Source organism: Flavobacterium aurantiibacter, from assembly GCF_002251775.1.
Taxonomy (GTDB): Bacteria; Bacteroidota; Bacteroidia; order Flavobacteriales; family Flavobacteriaceae; genus Flavobacterium; species Flavobacterium aurantiibacter.
This window is the reverse complement of the sequence record NZ_NOXX01000210.1, coordinates 1-17,452: the sequence shown is the minus strand read 5'-3', so window position 1 is coordinate 17,452 and position 17,452 is coordinate 1. Positions and strand designations below refer to the sequence as shown.

At 40.1% G+C, this 17,452-nt stretch carries 16 protein-coding genes and 1 other RNA gene; 11 read left to right on the top strand and 6 right to left on the bottom strand.

The features are described 5' to 3' along the window. The first annotated feature begins 80 nt into the window (after window positions 1–80). Window positions 81–3,002 (top strand): fibronectin type III domain-containing protein, encoded by a 2,922-nt coding sequence (locus CHX27_RS11410; RefSeq protein WP_094486908.1) that lies wholly within the window; start codon window positions 81–83, stop codon window positions 3,000–3,002. Between the two features lie 431 nt (window positions 3,003–3,433). Here CHX27_RS11410 and CHX27_RS11405 read toward each other — a convergent pair whose 3' ends face one another. After that, window positions 3,434–4,654, bottom strand: a complete 1,221-nt coding sequence (locus tag CHX27_RS11405; protein WP_094486907.1) for an NAD(P)-dependent oxidoreductase — start codon at window positions 4,652–4,654, stop codon at window positions 3,434–3,436. Window positions 4,655–4,910: 256 nt separating this feature from the next. On the opposite strand from CHX27_RS11405, the gene CHX27_RS11400 reads away from it, so the two are divergent. Together CHX27_RS11400 and ssrA are read left to right on the top strand one after the other, a co-directional pair. Next, entirely contained in the window at window positions 4,911–6,065 is a 1,155-nt protein-coding gene (locus tag CHX27_RS11400) for a serine hydrolase domain-containing protein (protein WP_094486906.1), read from the top strand. Between the two features lie 50 nt (window positions 6,066–6,115). Further along, window positions 6,116–6,511: a transfer-messenger RNA gene (gene ssrA, locus CHX27_RS11395) on the top strand. A gap of 124 nt (window positions 6,512–6,635) precedes the next feature. Here the strand turns inward: ssrA and CHX27_RS11390 are convergent. Genes CHX27_RS11390 through CHX27_RS11380 form a run of 3 tightly spaced genes read right to left on the bottom strand, consistent with a single transcriptional unit; the run spans window position 6,636 to window position 8,352 of the window. Next, complete coding sequence (locus CHX27_RS11390) at window positions 6,636–7,412, bottom strand: sensor histidine kinase (RefSeq protein WP_094486905.1); 777 nt, start codon at window positions 7,410–7,412, stop codon at window positions 6,636–6,638. Then, on the bottom strand, window positions 7,391–8,029 hold the full coding sequence (locus tag CHX27_RS11385) for a hypothetical protein (protein WP_133063465.1): 639 nt from the start codon (window positions 8,027–8,029) through the stop codon (window positions 7,391–7,393). The genes CHX27_RS11390 and CHX27_RS11385 overlap by 22 nt, the downstream gene beginning before the upstream one ends. Window positions 8,030–8,034: 5 nt before the next feature. After that, window positions 8,035–8,352 (bottom strand): hypothetical protein, encoded by a 318-nt coding sequence (locus CHX27_RS11380; RefSeq protein ID WP_094486903.1) that lies wholly within the window; start codon window positions 8,350–8,352, stop codon window positions 8,035–8,037. A gap of 401 nt (window positions 8,353–8,753) precedes the next feature. On the opposite strand from CHX27_RS11380, the gene CHX27_RS11375 reads away from it, so the two are divergent. The 4 genes from CHX27_RS11375 to CHX27_RS11360 are packed head-to-tail and all read left to right on the top strand — an operon-like array spanning window position 8,754 to window position 13,854. Continuing rightward, the gene (locus CHX27_RS11375) at window positions 8,754–9,428 is read left to right on the top strand and encodes a TetR/AcrR family transcriptional regulator (RefSeq protein WP_094486902.1); all 675 of its coding nucleotides are present in this window, start codon (window positions 8,754–8,756) and stop codon (window positions 9,426–9,428) included. Between the two features lies 1 nt (window position 9,429). Continuing rightward, the gene (locus CHX27_RS11370; RefSeq protein ID WP_094486901.1) at window positions 9,430–11,091 is read left to right on the top strand and encodes a peptidase domain-containing ABC transporter; all 1,662 of its coding nucleotides are present in this window, start codon (window positions 9,430–9,432) and stop codon (window positions 11,089–11,091) included. A gap of 1 nt (window position 11,092) precedes the next feature. Further along, window positions 11,093–12,466, top strand: coding sequence for an HlyD family secretion protein (locus CHX27_RS11365; protein ID WP_094486900.1), 1,374 nt, complete (start codon window positions 11,093–11,095; stop codon window positions 12,464–12,466). Next, on the top strand, window positions 12,466–13,854 hold the full coding sequence (locus CHX27_RS11360; RefSeq protein ID WP_094486899.1) for a TolC family protein: 1,389 nt from the start codon (window positions 12,466–12,468) through the stop codon (window positions 13,852–13,854). Before CHX27_RS11365 ends, CHX27_RS11360 begins: the two co-directional genes overlap by 1 nt. On the opposite strand, the gene CHX27_RS15950 is transcribed toward CHX27_RS11360, so the two are convergent. Beyond that, window positions 13,851–14,078: a YgaP family membrane protein gene (locus CHX27_RS15950; RefSeq protein ID WP_094486898.1), complete on the bottom strand. Its 228-nt coding sequence runs from the start codon at window positions 14,076–14,078 to the stop codon at window positions 13,851–13,853. The two genes, CHX27_RS11360 and CHX27_RS15950, sit on opposite strands and share 4 nt — an antisense overlap. Before the next feature lie 79 nt (window positions 14,079–14,157). Beyond that, window positions 14,158–14,472, bottom strand: a complete 315-nt coding sequence (locus CHX27_RS11350; protein ID WP_094486897.1) for a rhodanese-like domain-containing protein — start codon at window positions 14,470–14,472, stop codon at window positions 14,158–14,160. Window positions 14,473–14,555: 83 nt separating this feature from the next. Between CHX27_RS11350 and CHX27_RS11345 the strand changes: the two genes are divergently transcribed. The 4 genes from CHX27_RS11345 to CHX27_RS15575 all read left to right on the top strand — a co-directional run bounded on the left by CHX27_RS11345 (window position 14,556) and on the right by CHX27_RS15575 (window position 17,031). Beyond that, window positions 14,556–15,017 (top strand): MarR family winged helix-turn-helix transcriptional regulator, encoded by a 462-nt coding sequence (locus tag CHX27_RS11345; protein WP_094486896.1) that lies wholly within the window; start codon window positions 14,556–14,558, stop codon window positions 15,015–15,017. Between the two features lie 8 nt (window positions 15,018–15,025). After that, window positions 15,026–15,592 carry a YceI family protein gene (locus tag CHX27_RS11340; RefSeq protein ID WP_094486895.1) on the top strand — a complete coding sequence of 189 codons (567 nt, stop codon included), beginning with the start codon at window positions 15,026–15,028 and terminating at the stop codon, window positions 15,590–15,592. Between the two features lie 379 nt (window positions 15,593–15,971). After that, window positions 15,972–16,610: a peroxiredoxin gene (locus CHX27_RS11335; RefSeq protein ID WP_094486894.1), complete on the top strand. Its 639-nt coding sequence runs from the start codon at window positions 15,972–15,974 to the stop codon at window positions 16,608–16,610. 241 nt (window positions 16,611–16,851) lie between these two features. After that, window positions 16,852–17,031, top strand: coding sequence for a hypothetical protein (locus CHX27_RS15575; RefSeq protein ID WP_094486893.1), 180 nt, complete (start codon window positions 16,852–16,854; stop codon window positions 17,029–17,031). Window positions 17,032–17,452: the final 421 nt, after the last annotated feature.

Sequence of the window (17,452 nt, the reverse complement as noted above, 5' to 3'; positions counted from 1 at the left end):
AAAAAAATGTAATATGTGGTAGGATTGCGGGTAGGTATAGAAACTACTTTTGGGTAATTATATTCTCTAACTTTTATCCTATGCGGAACAAGTACTTTTTTACGAAATTGAGTTTTTATGCCGTGTTGTTGCTCTTATCAATACACATGAAAGCTGTTGCGCAAGTAACGGAAATCAATCAAATTGAAATCGATACAGTTGCCGCAGAGTTGCCTTTAGAGCCTGCGACACAAAATGTGCTCTTCAACCAATCGACTAGCAATTGTATTTCACCGCAATACATTGAAGTTTACATTCGGCACAGCGATAAGTTAGGTTTTCGTTGGAATGCAGTTACACCAACGCCTTCTTTAGGATATGAATACGACATTTCGCAAACCAATACGCCGCCCACGAGCAACTTAGAAACTAATGAAACATTTTCTACGGAAGTTTCGTACGGTTCATTAGAGGCAAACACTACGTATTATTTTTGGGTTCGTTCGATTTGCGACGGCCAATTTGGACCGTGGATTAGTAGTGGTCCGGTCAGTACTTTGCCTTATAAATGTGTAAATGCGCCCGATGGAGAAATAAATTCAAGCAGTATTGCAATTTCATGCGGTGGTGGATTTCAGCAAATTACAAATTTGCCGATTAGTCCAAGTTTTTATGCGAAAATCACGATTCTTCCAAATAAAACGTATGCTTTTAAAAGCAGTATTCCAACGGATTACATTACAGTTGCCGCGTTTAATGGAATAGACATGAGTATTTACGCACACGGACAAGGAACAGTTTATTGGAATTCATACAATACCAGTGGTTCGCTTGTTCGATTTTATGTACACTCCAGTGCAAATTGCGGAGTAGATAATAGCGAGATTAGATACCGATATGTGAGCTGTCAGGACGAAATAAGCAGCTGCGCGCCACCTTCCGGATTGAGTGTAGGTTCTGTAACGTCAACTTCGGCTGTTTTGGATTGGGATGCTTCCAGTGTTACGCCCATTGGCGGATACGACGTTTATTTGAGCACTAGCTCAGAAACTCCATTGTTAACGGCTACTCCTCTCGCAAATACGAGTAGTTCGGTTACGACCTATCCGCTTTTGAATTTGCAAGGCAATACCACCTATTATGCATGGATTCGGTCGAATTGTATTGTGTACTTAGGTGATTGGACTCCATCAATATCCTTTACAACGCCTTCTACTCCAACGTGCCCGACGCCTTTTGGTCTTCAGACAGCGAACGTCACTTCAAATTCAGCGAGCATTTCTTGGACAGCACCTCAAAGTGCCATTTTGGAAAGTTACGTGTATTACGTGAGTACCTCTCCTACTCCACCAACGGATAGTACGGTACCGACCGGAAGTACATTTACCAATATTGTCGATTTAAGTTCGCTTTCACCACAAACAACATATTATTTTTGGGTACAGAGCATCTGCGACTCGTTAACTAGCGTTTGGAGTTCGGGAAGTAGTTTTACAACAACGGCAACAACTTTTTGTACCAATGCAGTAAACGGACAAATACCTACAAATACAGTAACTCCAAGCTGTACGGGAAGTCCGCAGACCCTTGCCGCTGTAACATCTACTGGATCTTACTCGGTATTTAATCTGTCGGCAAATACAACTTACGTTTTAGCAAGTTCTGTAGCTACAGATTATTGGACAATAACAAACAATACTGGAACCCAAGTTTTAATAGAAGGAACAACACCCATGGAAATTGTTGTTGGAGCAACGGGAGGATTAATACGCGCCTACCTTCATGCAAACAACAACTGCGGTGTGTCTTTAACGCCGCGAAGTACTACAATTAGTTGTCCAGCACCGGTTAGTCCGTGCCAGACGCCAAGCGTTACTGCGCCAACAAATGTGACGTTTAATTCGGCGACACTAAATTGGAGTAATAGCGCGACTCCAAGTAATGGATATCAAATTTATTACAGTACCAGTTCGGTACCGCCAACCGCCAGTACCGTGCCGCAAGAAACGGCCACGGGATTAACGAAAACCATCACCAGTCTTTCGGCGAGCACTACCTACTACTATTGGATCCGTGCGAATTGCGGAGCGAACTTTAGCAACTGGACATCGACAAGTAGTTTTACCACAGCAGCCGACACCACGTGCCCAACGCCGTTTAACTTACAAGTGAGCGAGTTAGGTCCGATTAGTGCAACGCTAAACTGGCAGATACAAAATGATTCAGGTTATACATTCGATGTATTGGTGCGTTTGAACAACGTTGCTCCGACCATTAATACTACACCTAGTTTTAACATAAACTCGAATTCGGCTTTTTATGCTGGCAATAATATTGAGCCGAATAAAACATATTATTGGTGGGTTCGAACGAACTGTGGAGCGACGAAATCGCCATGGGTAGCCGGAGGCAGTTTTACAACGCCGATTCCAACGAATTGTTCACAGGCATTTTATTTTCAATATCCGCAGGAAACGGTAGTACCCACTTGTAACAATACGAGTCAGATTGTAGAAGAGTTTGCTATTACGGGAGATTTTTCGGTTTTGACTGCTTCGGCCAACCGTCAGTACACTTTTTCGACTACGATTGCAACAGATTTCATAACCATTTCCAATGCAAATAATACAGCTGTATTAGCTTCAGGAACAACTCCATTAGTTTGGTTGTCTGGAAATTACTCCGGAAATATCCGATACGTTGTGCATGAAAATTCACTTTGTGCAACCGACACATCGTTTCGTACTAAGTCGGTTAGTTGTACTACTAATTTGAGTATTGAAGCTGTTGATTATGAAGTTTTCAAATTATTCCCAAATCCGACGACCGATTTAGTTACGATTATGTCGGACAAGACCATTGAAAGCATCAACATTTATAATCAAATCGGACAGTTGCTTGCGGTTTTTCAACCGAACAATTCCGAAACTGTTTTCTCCACGAGTTCGTATGCCGCTGGTATTTATTTTGTGGAAGTTAAAACTGAAAACGGCACCCTAACCTCTCGCTTACTAAAAAAGTAGTTTTTTATTCTTTATTTCAGAGAAAGATCGCTTTGGGGGCGGTCTTTTTCGTTTTTATGAAAAGAACAAGTTGCTGAAAAAGTACGATGATACTTTATTATGGAAGAGAATTCTCGGAACTATAATTCGAGTTTGAAAACGTTTACACGTATTGCTTGTGAACAATCTTTTAATGGTAACGATTGTGAAATAGCCCTGATAGCAGCGAAAAGCCCACAGGTTTGGCGAGTTGTGCGCACGCTATTTTGTTGGCGACCAATGGAAGCCAAACAAAAAAGCTGTGCAAACCCTTGCCAAACCGCGGACTTGCAGCGAATAGCAGGAATAGCTTCTAAAAGAAATTACTCCAGAAATTTGCTCTCCTTAACTTAAATTTTGATTGAAGAAATTGATAAAAAAAACCGACTTGAAAGTCGGCTTTTGAAGTGTTATTAGTGTTTTTCGAGTGCACAGCCTTCGTCTACGTAATCTTGCAGATATTGAAAACGCTGTGTTAACGAACCTTTAGCCGTGATTTGCGCGCGCGCCAAGATACCATCTATGTCGTTGTTAAAAAAGGCGGGAATGATGTTTTCGATGAACATTTCGCCAAAACCTTCGGTGGCGTCTTTGGGCAATTCGCAGGGCAAGTTATCGATAGACATGACTGTTATGGCACCCGGATGTCTGTAATCGACTTCTTCGCCAGTGTAAGGCAAGTATCCAAAAAACGGATCGGCAATGGTGCTGGCTTTTATCGTACAAGCAATCGGGCCGTCGACATCGCAAGACACATCGGCAACTACTTTTATCTTATTTGTAGGAGCGTTGAGCAGCTCTCGGCTGAGAATTTCCGGATTTTGTGTCGCATGAAAGTGTCCGGCCATATACACATCAGCAACTTTAGAAAAGCGCTCAAAATCAGAGGTGTACATTTTTGGGTTTTGGTAAAAATCGGCTTTAGTAGCGTCTTTACCATCGGTTCTTTTGTAGTAATCGGTTACGTCTAGTTGTACGTACACGGGTTTGTCGTACTGTTTGGTAAGGAAATCGGAAACGCTAATTTTCTTAATCTTAGCCATTTGCAAGACTTCTTCGATTCCGTTTGCTACTTTTCCGTGTCCGGTGAGTACGATTTTAATGTTTGGCAAAACTAATCGCTTTACGCGTTCTTCGAGTGCTTGTTTGCAGGAAAGCGACTCGGCTTTTGGCAGTTCGAATAACTCGTATTTCAAGCCAAAAGCGCGTAAACCGTTGTAGGCACCAACGATTCCGGCGTACCGACCAAAGCCGATTAAGCGTTTATTTTCGGCATTTACCAGCGTTTCGTGATCGTATAAATCGATGTCTTTTTGCAAAACGGCTTGCAACAATTTTCGGTTGTGCGCTTGCTTTTTGATGGTATGAGAAAAGAAAAAGTACTTTTTGTTTGGCAGCAGGTTATCGACAGGGATTTCTTTCACGCCAAAGAGCACATCGCAGTCGGATAAATCGGTTGTTACTTCGAAGCCGGCGTTGCGGTATTCTTCGTCGGTAAAAACACGAATATCGGAAGATTCTACAGCAAATTCGAGTTCGGGATAGCGTTCTCGAAGCTGGGTGAGCGCCGCGGGACTAAAGACTGCACGTCTGTCTGGCGGCGATTTTCGTTCTTTAATAATTCCGAATTTCATAGCAGTATTCAAAATTCATTACAGTTGTGTTGTTGTTGTTTAAAGTACTTTGCTGTATTTTTAAAAAATTAACGAAATCGTTGTAGTTTACAAAATACTAACTAAAGTAATTTAATATGTTACAAATATAACATCGTTATTTCATAACACAAGCAATGGCTAAAATATTTCAACCAGCATTGGTTCATAAATTAACACGAGTAGCTGTGAATAGTGCGGTTCGACTGTTATATTTGCTCTAATACTCCCCTGTACTATGAGGTATTTAATTTTGTTGATGCTAGTTTTAGTGACTAGTTGTGTTGGAGATGCACGTGATCGTTTGAGTAATTCGGATCATGAGCAACCTTTTCAGGTGGCATTCAGAACTTTATCGAGACAATATAAACAAGAGAAAGCTGCTGTTGTTGATCAGTTTTTTAAGAAATATTGGTTGTCTAATCAGGTTAGTGGTGCTTTTTTAGTAGCGAAGAACGGTCAGATAATTTACGAAGCATACAAAGGTTGTGGAAGTTTTGAGCGTCGGGATTCGATAAAAGCCGAGACACCTATACATATTGCATCGATTTCTAAAGTGTTGACGGCTGCACTGATCATGCGTTTAAAAAACGAAGGTTTAATACAACTCGACGACGATGTTTCCAAGTATTTAAAACCATTTCCGTATGTAGGAATGACCGTTCGGCATTTGTTAACACATCGGAGTGGTTTAGCTAATTATGCGTATTTGTGTGATGAGAAGGAAATTTGGGATAAACGCAATCGGGTTAAGAACAGCGATGTTTTAGCTATTTTCAACAAGTTTTCGATTCCGTTGCAAGGAGGGATTGGCAAGCGATTTGCGTATTGCAACACCAACTATGTTTTGTTGGCACTAATAGCCGAGCAAGTAACACAAAAGAGCTACCCTGCACTGATGCAAGAGTATATTTTTGGGCCGTTGGGAATGAAACATTCGTTTGTTATGACCGATGATTTAGACAAAGAAGCCGTTTGCCAATCCTATAAAGGAAATAGGATGCGTTTGGCTTTCGATCATTTAGACGATACGTACGGCGACAAAAACATTTATTCGACGCCGCGCGATTTGCTACTGTTTGACAAGGCGACTTATTCGGATGATTTTTTTACGGATGCCGACAAGCAAGAAATTTATCGCGGTTACAGTTACGAAAGTCGCGGAACGCGTAATTACGGTATCGGAATTCGTTTGTATGAATGGAAGACGGGAGAAAAAATGTTTTACCACAACGGCTGGTGGCACGGGAATACGAGTTCGTATGTGACGTTGCGTAAAGACTCGGTTTGCATCATTGCGTTGTCTAACAAATACAGCAAGGTGCCGTATCAGTCGTTTAAATTAGCTTCGGTATTTGGAAACTATCCGATTGATGGCGAGGCTGGGGAATAAACTTGCGTACTGCGGAAAGAGGCACTATATTTGCAGGCTCGAATTTACTTGGGGTCGACTGGTTTTGACAGCAAGTTGAATTGGAAAATAAGCACGTCGAGAACTGGAGTAATTCTCGTTAATAAAAGGCTTCACACTTTTATACGGCGAAGGAAACTACGCTCTTGCTGCATAATCTGAAGTTTAGTAAGATTAGCCTCGTCCTACCAGGTAGGAAAGCAGGATTTACCTCAAAAGCCTTGGTTTATGGCATTTGGTTTAGGTAAATCGTAAAAATAAACCTAGGTGTTGCGATGCTTCTAAGCGACATCGAAGTAACAGAAGCTAAGTGTTCGGTGGCGGTTACCGGCCAAGCCAAACATCGAAAATCTAAGCGGTAAATAAGCGTGTAGAAAGTTTTTTGGTTGCTTGTTTGGACCCGAGTTCGATTCTCGGCGACTCCACAAAAAAAGCGGTACTTTGGTTTAGTACCGCTTTTTTTATTCGTTAAAATGAAGGATTTTTTGGAGATGATACTTACTGAAATCGACAAGGGCTCTTTTAGTAGTATGAATAGCAGATTACAAAAAATCAGTTTTCGTGTTCGCTCGCTGGAAAACGAATTTGAATTACATTTCCGGTTTCGGAGGAACTTTGTTTGATTTTACCGCCGATTTGTTTGCTTCGCGAAAGAATGTTTTTAAGTCCCATGCCTTTTGATTTTTTTAGATTTTCAAAAAAGTCGAATGGTGAACCGTTGTCTTTGATTTCAAGTTCCAGAAAGGAATCTATTTTCTTGATACTGAAATGAACCACAGTAACATTGCCGTATTTGAGCATGTTTCCGAGTAATTCTTGCACGATTCGATAGAGTTCGTAGGAATTAGAGGCAGAAACGGGAATATCGCGCTGATAAAAATCGGTGTGAATGGTAAGTAAACTCCATTTTTTAATTCGTTCGAAGTAATCTTCTAGGGTTGGCACTAGTCCGAGTGTATCAAGCAAAGGCGGCATTAGGTTATAGCTGATTACTTTCACTTCGGCGAGCATGTTTTCAACCGATGTTTTTACCCCAAATAGAACGGCACGACTTTCTTGATCTTGAATTTTTGTTTCCAGTTGTGAGATGTGGTTGCGTATGGTAATCATATCGCCGCTAACACCATCGTGGAAATCTTCTGCAATGCGTTTGCGTTCTCGTTTTTCTGATTCGAGCGATACACGTAGTAAATTCTCAGACTCGGCTTGTCTGATTTTCAGAACTTTTCTTTGGTAAATTAAAGCAATTAGCAAAACACCTAGCGTCATGGAAATCATGATTAAGGTGCCAATCCAGAAGAAAATTACTAGTCCGTCTTCATTTTCCATATACCAAAACCAATTAAAAGTCTGAAGAAAATTCCAGCGAAAGCGTTTATCTGCCAATAGCTGGTAAACTGTAGGGAGCTTTTAAGTATGAAGTTACTGGCAAGAAATAGAAACAAGGTACTCGCATAGTAGAGCGTAAGCGACAGGATGAAATAAAAATTAGGATTATGCCAAAGATTCCAATCTTTTAAATCGTCCATTAATTTGCGGAACCACAATGCTACAGATAAAAAGATGAAAAGTGTGATGTATGTTCTATTAATTGCCATAGCAAGATACATGGTGCTTTTATTGATCCAAACAAAAAGCGAGCATATATAAACAGCGATGAAACCGATAAAAAGCCACTTAAAGAGCTTTTGGTATTTGGGTTTCAAAAGATTATTAAAGAAGTAATGAATTGCCAAAAAACTTAAAAACGGATAAATTTGAAACCAGTAGTATGCGTCTGTATATAGTAGATGCGTAATAAAGTACTCGTAAAAAGTTGAAAAACCTATTAACCAAATAAATGGTGTAAAAGGTCCTGAATTTATAGCCGTTTTTTTAACGTAAAATAACATGGCTACATCAAGAACTCCGGCTAATAACGCTAAATACAAAAAGATATTCTGCAATTTTTTTAATCTTTCATTAATGGACTGCTAGTTGGGCAGCTTGGAGGGCATGATACAAATTCATCTAATAAAACACCATTTGTCATATCATTTCCCTTTTCATCTACCCCAACTAAAACAATATTGCTTTGTTTACTTTGCAAATTATAACCATTGTAAATGCGCAGGCCTACACAACCTGATTGTTGCAATATCAGATTTAAGTTTTCTGTACTCACATAATATGAGAAAATTGCATTAGGATTTGCAGACTGATATGCGTGCGTGTACTGGCAAGCCTCTTCTAATGTAATAACTCGTCCACTATCGTTGTTTGTACTCATGATATTTTGATTTTGTGTTTAGACAAATTTCACACTATAAATCAAAAAAACAATACCAAAATTTAACTATTAAATAGTTTTTTTCTACAAACACGTGTAACCGTTAACCAATTTTTGTCGAATGCTATGTTAAGTCGCATTTTTATACGAGTTGCAACTTTGCGTTAGGGATAGCAGCGGAAATGAAAACAAAGTTGTTTGCTGCTTTTGCGCAGAAGTGCCGGCGACCTCAGAAGCCGAAACTTGTGCTGCAAAAAGCAAAACAACGCGTTTGAATTGAAGCGAATAGCCCGACGGCGCCGGAGGAACGACCCGCCGGAACGCCCAAAAAACGATAAATAAAAGTTAAACTATGACAAATCGATAGTAACACTATTAATTTTGCGCTAAATAATTTGAGAATGCGAGAGCTTATATCAAATATCCGATTGCAGGTACATCAAAAAACGTTTGTCAAAGATCCGGAGACTTCGGAATTGGGGAAAAACCTTATTCGCGAAAGTATTTTGCTTATTGATGAAATTGGTTTTGAAAATTTTACGTTTAAGAAGTTAGGCGAACGAATTAAATCTAACGAGAGTTCGGTATATCGTTACTTTGAAAACAAACATAAATTGCTGCTGTACTTGGCAAGCTGGTATTGGTCGTATTTAGAATATCGCTTGGTATTTGCAACCAACAATATCGAGGATCCGTGTGTGCGACTCAAAATTGCCATTGGAATTGTAACCGAAAAAGTTCTCGACGACACCGATACCGCGCACATTAATGAAGCTATTTTGAGTCGGATTATTATAGCCGAATTTTCAAAAGTAATGCATACCAAAGAAGTAGATCAGGAGAATAAAGAAGGGTTCTTTTTGATTTACAAGCGATTGAATGCCCGTATTGTTTCGATTATCAAGGAAATTAATCCGAATTATCCGTTTGCAGAAAGCTTGGTATCGACCGTTATCTCAGGTGCGCTCCACCAACACTTTTTAAGTGAACACTTGGAATCGCTTTCGAGCATAGACAGCGGAAAGTCGGTTTCCGAATTTTACACCCATCTAATCACTAATACTATTCAGAATTAATATGACGCCTTTAAAAAGATTATACAGCATGCTTGAATTGGATCGCAAAGACGTGATTCAGATTTTTGCGTATGCCATAATTGCCGGTCTGATTTCGCTTTCATTGCCGCTCGGTATTCAAAGCATCATCAATTTTTTACAATCGGGTCGCGTGAGCGCTTCGCTGGTCGTATTGATTATAATTGTAGTGATTGGCGTGGCTTTGGGCGGCCTCATGTCGCTGATGCAGTTGCGTATTACCGAAAATTTGCAGCAAAAGATTTTTATTCGCTCGTCGTTCGAATTTGCAGCGCGCTTGCCAAAAATCAAGTTCACTGAGATTTATAAGATTTATCCACCAGAGCTGGCCAACCGCTTTTTTGATACGTTGGCCATTCAGAAAGGTATTTCAAAGCTGTTGCTCGACTTTTCGGCAGCCATTTTGCAGATTACCTTTGGTATGATTTTGCTTTCGTTGTACCATCCTTACTTTTTATTGTTTGGCATTTTATTGTCGCTCCTACTCTATTTAATCTTTAAGTTTTCATACAAGCGCGGTTTAAACACATCGATGTACGAATCGAAATACAAGTATAAAGTTGCTGGTTGGTTGCAAGAAATTGCCCGAAACAACTATAGTTTCAAGAAGTACCAGCACTTTTGCTTTGCGATGGAAAAAAACGATAAACTCACCGATGAGTATCTCATGTATCGCGAAAAACACTTTAAAGTTATTCAGTCGCAATACAGCCAACTTATTGTTTTTAAAATCATAATCACGGCAGGCTTGTTGTTGGTAGGCGGATATCTGGTTATGAACATGCAAATGAACATTGGACAGTTTGTGGCAGCGGAGATCATTATTCTTCTTGTTATCGGCTCTGTGGAGAAGATTGTTATTGGCTTGGAGACTTTTTACGATGTACTCACTTCCGTGGAAAAAATCGGACAAGTTACCGATATGGAAATGGAAGAGCAACAACGAAATGAAGTGAGCGCCTGTTATACCGAGATTCAGTTACAAGCTGAGGACATGGATTTCCGTTTCCCGGGAACGGATGTCGACACGCTTCGCGACATAAATTTACAGATTAATCAAGGTGAGAAAATTTTCTTGGAAGGAAATAACGGCTCTGGGAAAACCACCTTGATACGCGTATTGGCGGGTATTTTACGACCAACGGGCGGTGCTTTATTCATCAACGATGATACCTATAAGAAAATCGATTTGCAACAATACCGAAATAGTATTGAGACGATAGTACAACGCGAGACGTTTTTTGAAGGTTCTATTTTAGAGAACATTACTTTTAGAGATAAAGACATTAAAGAAGACGATCTGAAATACGCCATCGAAGCCGTAAAATTGAAAGACTTAATTAAGTCGCTACCCGACGGTTTAGATACCATGCTTATTCCCGATGGAAAGCAATTTTCTTCTTCGAATGCGCAGAAAATTCTGATTGCAAGAAGTATCGTTCGTAAGCCATTGGTGTTGTTTTATGAAGATCCGACCGACACTATGGATGAGCCGATTGCCAAAGAGATTATCGACTTTATCATGGATAAGAAAAACCGTTGGACTGTTATCGTTACGTCGAAAAATCAGTATTGGAAGTCGAAGGCAACACGAGTAGTTTCGATGTCTAAAGGTGAAATCATTAACGATCAAAAATTAGTTTAAGATGCTGAATTTATCTAAAGAAAACTCCGTATATATTCCACAGGCAGAGCGATTTAAGACAGTTCGCAGCTTGGAAAACCGTCCGCATTATAAAATTCTGAATCGTTTCATGGCGATCTTCGGAATCATCCTGATCATTTTCATGTTTTTGCCGTGGACACAGAACATTTCCGGAACGGGTTCTGTAACGACCTTGAGACCGGGTCAACGTCCGCAAACCATTCATACAACCATTGCCGGACGTATTGAGAAATGGTATGTGCAAGAAGGCCAATTTGTTAAAAAAGGCGATACTATTGTGTATCTCAGCGAGGTTAAAGAAGATTATTTGGATCCGAACCTAGTGGAAAACACGAAGAATCAACGCGATGCCAAGAAATCGGCGGCAGCTTCTTACGGGCAAAAAGTTGTTGCGCTTGAAGGTCAGAAAGGCGCAATCTTAAGAGAGTTAAAACTCAAAACAGAACAAGCACGTAACAAAGTACTGCAAGCAAAACTAAAAATCAAAAGCGACAGTACCGATTTAGTTGCTACAAAAACGCTGCTGCGCATTGCAAACACGCAGTACAATCGAGCAGTTACCTTAAATAAAGACGGATTAAAACCTGTTACAGATGTCGAAGAAAAGCGATTGAAACAGCAGGAAATGGAAGCTAAAATTATCACGATTGAGAACAAATTTTTGGCGTCTAAAAATGAACTGATAAATGCTATTGTCGAATTAGATCGTCTGGAATCCGAATACGCGGAAAAGATTGCTAAGGTTGAAAGCGACCAGTTTACGGCAAAAAGTAGTCAGTTTGACACCGAGGCGCAAGTCAACAAGCTCGACAATCAATACGTTAATTACAACATTCGAAACGGCATGTATTACATATTAGCTCCGCAGGACGGTTATGTAAACCGCGCATTACAGTCGGGTGTTGGCGAAATTATAAAAGAAGGAACTCCGGTGGTAAGTATCATGCCGCAAAATTTCGAAATTGCCGTTGAAACTTTTGTTTCGCCAATCGATTTACCCTTGATTAAACGCGGCGAAAAAGTTCGTGTTTGGTTTGATGGTTGGCCTACTATCGTATTTTCGGGCTGGCCGGATATGTCTTACGGAACTTTTGGTGGAACTGTTGTAGCTATTGAAAATTTCATCAGCGAAAACGGAAAATACCGCGTGCTTATTGCTCCGGATAATACCGACCAGCAGTGGCCCACGCAATTAGCGATTGGTTCGGGAGCGCAAACCATTGCCTTATTGGAAACGGTGCCGGTTTGGTTTGAAATTTGGCGACGCCTCAACGGATTCCCGCCGAATTACTACAAAGGGGCTAGTTCTGATATTAAGTCGAATTCTTCAACTCCGAAAAAAGACGGTAAATAATGAAAGTACGACTGTTACTGTTTGCTTTAATCGGACAACTTTCCTTTGCGCAGGATAATCCCAAAATCATGTCGTTTGAGGAGTATATGGGATTTGTACGCAAGTTTCATCCTTTGGTGAAAAGTGCTGATTTAGAAATATCTGCTGCACAAGCTGCTTTAATGACGGCACGCGGCGCTTTTGATCCGGTTTTGGAAGCCGATTTCGAGCGCAAAGATTTTAAAGGAAGTACCTATTACAATGTTTTTAACGGAACGTTTAAAATTCCGACTTGGTACGGAATCGAAATTAAAGCCGGAATCGACGACAATAACGGACAGTATTTAAACCCGCAAAACCTTGTTCCGGCAACAGGTTTGGGCAACGTAGGCATATCGATTCCGATTGCACAAGATTTGTTTATCAACAAGCGAATGGCCGATTTACGGAAAGCAAAGTTGCAACAAACCTTGAGTCGCGCCGATCGGAATCTGATGGCTACTGCCGTATTGTCGGAGGCTGCCGAAGCCTATTTCAGCTGGCAGCGTCAGTACCGCGAATATGAACTCTATCAGGAATTTGCCAAAAATGCTAAAATTCGTTTAGACGGTATCAAAATTTTAATTCAGGAAGGCGATAAACCAGTTATCGATAGTACGGAAGCGCGAATCGTGGTAGTGAACCGAAATTTATCTTTAGAAGATTCAAAACTAAAATTAATTAAAGCGCGGTTAGAACTGAGTAATTTTCTTTGGATTGAAAACAATGTACCGTTGGAACTGGCTGAAGATATGATTCCAGAACCCGATACAGAACAACGTATTTCGGAAGTTTTACAAACCAACGAAATGATCACCAATAACGTTGATTTAAATCAGCATCCGAAGGTTCAGGCGCTCGAAACTAAAGTAAAAATGCTGGAAATTGAGCGCCGATTGGCTGCTAACCGACTATTACCACGGGCCGATTTTGGCTACAGCTACTTGTTTCAGCCCGACTCGTTCGACGCGTCAAAACGATTCGATGATTATAAGGTAGGATTTAACTTCTATTTTCCAATATTTATCAGAAAAGAACGCGGAAACTTGCAACGCGCAAAACTAGCTTTAACGGATGCTAATTTGTCTTTAAAATTTGAGACGCGACAGTTAGAAAATAAAATTCAAGCGGCTCAAACGGAAATTATTTCTTTAGAAAAGCAAGCTTCGCTGATGCGAGAATTAGTTCGCGATACCGGCACAATGCTCAATGCAGAAATACGTTTATTTGAGGCAGGCGAAAGCTCTTTGTTTCTTTTAAATACCCGCGAAAATACGTTGATAAGCAGTCGTTTGTCCGAAATTGCAGTTAGAAATAGACTGCTTTCCGCGCACGCTAAATTGTTTGAAACGTTGGCAAATCCAGACTAATACATTCCTGAACCTGAGCGGCGCTGCCTAGATGCGTCGACTCCAAAAATCTTGTAAACTAAACAAATTTTAAAGACTGCAGTCAAGATTAAATAGACACTTGCCACATACAAGATAATTTGGATGTAAAAGTTATCTGCTACATTGAAATAAGCGCATAGAATTAAAGCAGCTGCAAGAATAGAACGTCTCCATTGCGATCCAGAACTTAAGTTTGCTTCCATTGTGTTGGGTTGGTTAATTGGGGAACCGCATCAAAAATAGAAACAAATATTAACAATCAGACTATTAAAAAGAAAAAAACTAAATTTCTTTTGGTCCTGTCCACGATGAAAAACCACCAAGCAGGTTGTACGTTTCAGTAAATCCGAGCGCCTGCATAATATCACAAGCTTGTGCACTTCTGCCGCCAGACTTGCAATATACAAAGTACGGACGCGTTTTATCTAACGATTCCAACGCAGAAATAAACTCCTGACCTCCGTAAATATCATAATGTATCATTTCCGGAATATAACCCTCGGCTACTTCTTCGGCTGTACGAACGTCGATAATTTGTGGATTTGTAGATTCTGAGAGCTTTGCTTTCCAGTCTGATTGATTGAGATGAGCTACCATAAAATTAATTTAACGAAAATTTAGCGTACCAAAAGTAAACAATCTAATTTAGGTTTATACATTTGTATCTACAAATATTGTATATGCAAGAGTTAACACAACAAGCTAGTAAAATTCAAAATCAGGACAAGCGTCTGATTGTGAATACGATGCGTCTTGCAAATGCGTTTTACGAATCTTTGGCCATTAAGTTTAAATCGTTCGATTTATCTGCAGAACAATTTAATGTGTTGCGAATCCTACGCGGGCAACAAGGAAAACCTGCTAACATGTGCCTGATTCAGGAACGAATGATTTCCAAAACAAGTAATACGACGCGCTTGGTCGATAAACTGCTGGCAAAAGGACTTGTTACACGGACTGTATGCGAGGAAAATCGACGTAAAATAGAAGTATGTATCACCGCTAAAGGACTCGAACTTCTCGAGCAAATAGATCCGATACTCGCGCAAAAAGAAGCCGAATTGCTCTCAAAGCTCAGTTCAAGCGACAAAGAGCATTTTGCAAACCAAATTGAACATATTTTAAACCATTTTAATACTTAATTTTAACAATGAAAACAATCAAATTATTGGCTTTAAGCCTATTCGCATTCGCTACAGCAACAACAGTTGCTCAATCTAAAAAAGTCGATGTAAAAGCAAGTACCGTTTCTTGGGTAGGTAAAAAAGTTACGGGTTCACACTCAGGCGATGTTAGCTTGAAAGAAGGAACACTTATCTTCAAAGGTTCGAAAGTAGTTGGCGGTAACTTTACGGTTGACATGACGTCGATCACAGTAACCGACTTAAAGCCTGGTCAAGGTAAAGAAAACTTGGAAGGTCACTTGAAAAACGAAGATTTCTTCGGTGTAGAGAAATTCCCAACGGCTAAATTGGTTTTCAAATCAATCGGCGAGAAATCGGCTGGCGTTTATTCTGTAACTGCTGACTTAACGATCAAAGGAATCACAAATTCAGTGAACTTCGAATTGAAAGTTGCTAACGGTACAGCTACAGCAAACTTTAACGTAGACCGTACTAAATACGATATCAAATACGGTTCAGGAAGCTTCTTCAGCAACTTGGGCGATAAAACAATCAACGACGAGTTTGAATTAAGCGCGAAGTTGAAATACTAATTCTTGATGTTTGTCCAAAAGAGCCGGTTTTCGAAAGGAAATCGGCTTTTTTTATGTTGTTCCTTATCACAATTCACATAGAAATTTTGTGTTTTAAAACAATTCAACATTTTTGTGTTATAATAATCTGTACAACGTTAAGATTATTGTAAACTTTACTCAACTTCCTACCTAATAAATTAATTTCACATCAGCATATGACCAGCTTAAATCGACATATTACAACTCGTACTGCATTTGCACAAACATTTGTTTGCTGCTGTTGCTGCTATCATCATAGTTTGTAGATATCGGTGCTGTTATAACAGTTACAAAAAGTCCGCCGATATTCATTAGCGGACTTTTTTATTTCAAATTGTTTAACCTAAATTACACACAAATGGCAACATTACGATTGGGCGATACCGCCCCAAACTTCACTGCCGAAACCACTTTCGGAACCATCGATTTCTACGAGTACCTAGGAAATTCTTGGGCAGTACTATTTTCGCATCCTGCCGATTTTACGCCGGTTTGTACAACCGAATTAGGGGCAACAGCCAAACTGCATGATGAATTTCAAAAAAGAAACGTCAAAGTATTAGCGCTAAGTGTCGATACACTCGAACATCACCATCAGTGGATACCCGACATCAACGAAACTCAAAACACGACTGTAAATTTTCCGATTATCGCCGATCCTGATCGCGGTATCTCAACTCTTTACGACTTTATTCATCCCAACGCAAGCACCACGGCGACAGTGCGATCAGTATTGATCATTGCACCAGATAAAACAATAAAATTAATTATAACCTATCCTGCTTCAACCGGCCGAAACTTTAACGAAATCATACGCGTTATCGACAGTCTACAATTAACAGCGAAGTATCAAGTAGCCACACCTGTCAATTGGTCGCACGGCGAGGATGTTATCATAACGCCGCAGGTGAATGATGATGAGATACCTGAAAAATTCCCAAAAGGACACAAGCGTATAAAATCCTACTTGAGAACTACGCCTCAGCCAAATATTTAGAAATTTTTTATTTTTTGGGCGGCATCTCGCGCCTTTCATTGCAATACAGCCTAACTGCGGTAATTCAGGCACGCTTTTGTAACAGCTTCCGCTGGTCGCTGCTCCAAAACCGCCTTCACATACCGCGGTTACGGCCGTATTTTCATTGCAGTCACGGCCGCGAAAATCGTTACCAGTTAACGAATCATCATAAGCTTTCGAGCAATCAAATACGCACTGTTTTCGGACAACTTNGGAAAAAATGAAAAAAATGGAAAAAATGAAAAAAATGGAAAAAATGGAAAAAATGGAAAAAATGGAAAAAATGGAAAAAATAGAAAAAAGCGAAAATGGAGCACAAAGTTTCACAAAGTTTTACACGATGTACGCAACGCTTCATTCGACAAGCTGCCTTCGACAGGCTCGGGTACCAGTGAATTGAAGGCCAGGTAGGGAAAAACGATACGTGAAGTGGTGAACGTCGCGTAGTCTTTCCCGATAGCTATCGGGACTCAAATCTTAATACAAAAATCTCCATTAGCCTTCGACAAGCTCAGACACCGACGATACGTGGGTATAGACATCTGCGATACGTGGGTTAGGTTGGGGAAATAATAAGTTAAGTGGTGAATTCATCAAAGTCTTAATACTTAATACTTAATACTCCCATCTTAATACTAAAACGTCTTTGCGAACTTTGCGAAAATCTTTGCGCTCTTTGCGGTTAGCATAGACAAGCTCAGGCAGCGTGGGAGTGCAATGTTTCACTGAGTGTTTCTCAATGGACACAATGTTTTTCCTTAGACAAACTCACGAACCAGCTTTTTAAGCGCACGGAAAACACTGAACCTCACAGAATTTTG

Coding starts and splice junctions, on each gene's coding strand:
- CHX27_RS11410 (WP_094486908.1), top strand. CDS start 81: ATGCGGAACAAGTACTTTTTTACGAAATTGAGTTTTTATGCCGTGTTG.
- CHX27_RS11405 (WP_094486907.1), bottom strand. CDS start 4,654: ATGAAATTCGGAATTATTAAAGAACGAAAATCGCCGCCAGACAGACGT.
- CHX27_RS11400 (WP_094486906.1), top strand. CDS start 4,911: ATGAGGTATTTAATTTTGTTGATGCTAGTTTTAGTGACTAGTTGTGTT.
- CHX27_RS11390 (WP_094486905.1), bottom strand. CDS start 7,412: ATGGAAAATGAAGACGGACTAGTAATTTTCTTCTGGATTGGCACCTTA.
- CHX27_RS11380 (WP_094486903.1), bottom strand. CDS start 8,352: ATGAGTACAAACAACGATAGTGGACGAGTTATTACATTAGAAGAGGCT.
- CHX27_RS11375 (WP_094486902.1), top strand. CDS start 8,754: ATGCGAGAGCTTATATCAAATATCCGATTGCAGGTACATCAAAAAACG.
- CHX27_RS11370 (WP_094486901.1), top strand. CDS start 9,430: ATGACGCCTTTAAAAAGATTATACAGCATGCTTGAATTGGATCGCAAA.
- CHX27_RS11365 (WP_094486900.1), top strand. CDS start 11,093: ATGCTGAATTTATCTAAAGAAAACTCCGTATATATTCCACAGGCAGAG.
- CHX27_RS11360 (WP_094486899.1), top strand. CDS start 12,466: ATGAAAGTACGACTGTTACTGTTTGCTTTAATCGGACAACTTTCCTTT.
- CHX27_RS15950 (WP_094486898.1), bottom strand. CDS start 14,078: ATGGAAGCAAACTTAAGTTCTGGATCGCAATGGAGACGTTCTATTCTT.
- CHX27_RS11350 (WP_094486897.1), bottom strand. CDS start 14,472: ATGGTAGCTCATCTCAATCAATCAGACTGGAAAGCAAAGCTCTCAGAA.
- CHX27_RS11345 (WP_094486896.1), top strand. CDS start 14,556: ATGCAAGAGTTAACACAACAAGCTAGTAAAATTCAAAATCAGGACAAG.
- CHX27_RS11340 (WP_094486895.1), top strand. CDS start 15,026: ATGAAAACAATCAAATTATTGGCTTTAAGCCTATTCGCATTCGCTACA.
- CHX27_RS11335 (WP_094486894.1), top strand. CDS start 15,972: ATGGCAACATTACGATTGGGCGATACCGCCCCAAACTTCACTGCCGAA.
- CHX27_RS15575 (WP_094486893.1), top strand. CDS start 16,852: ATGAAAAAAATGGAAAAAATGAAAAAAATGGAAAAAATGGAAAAAATG.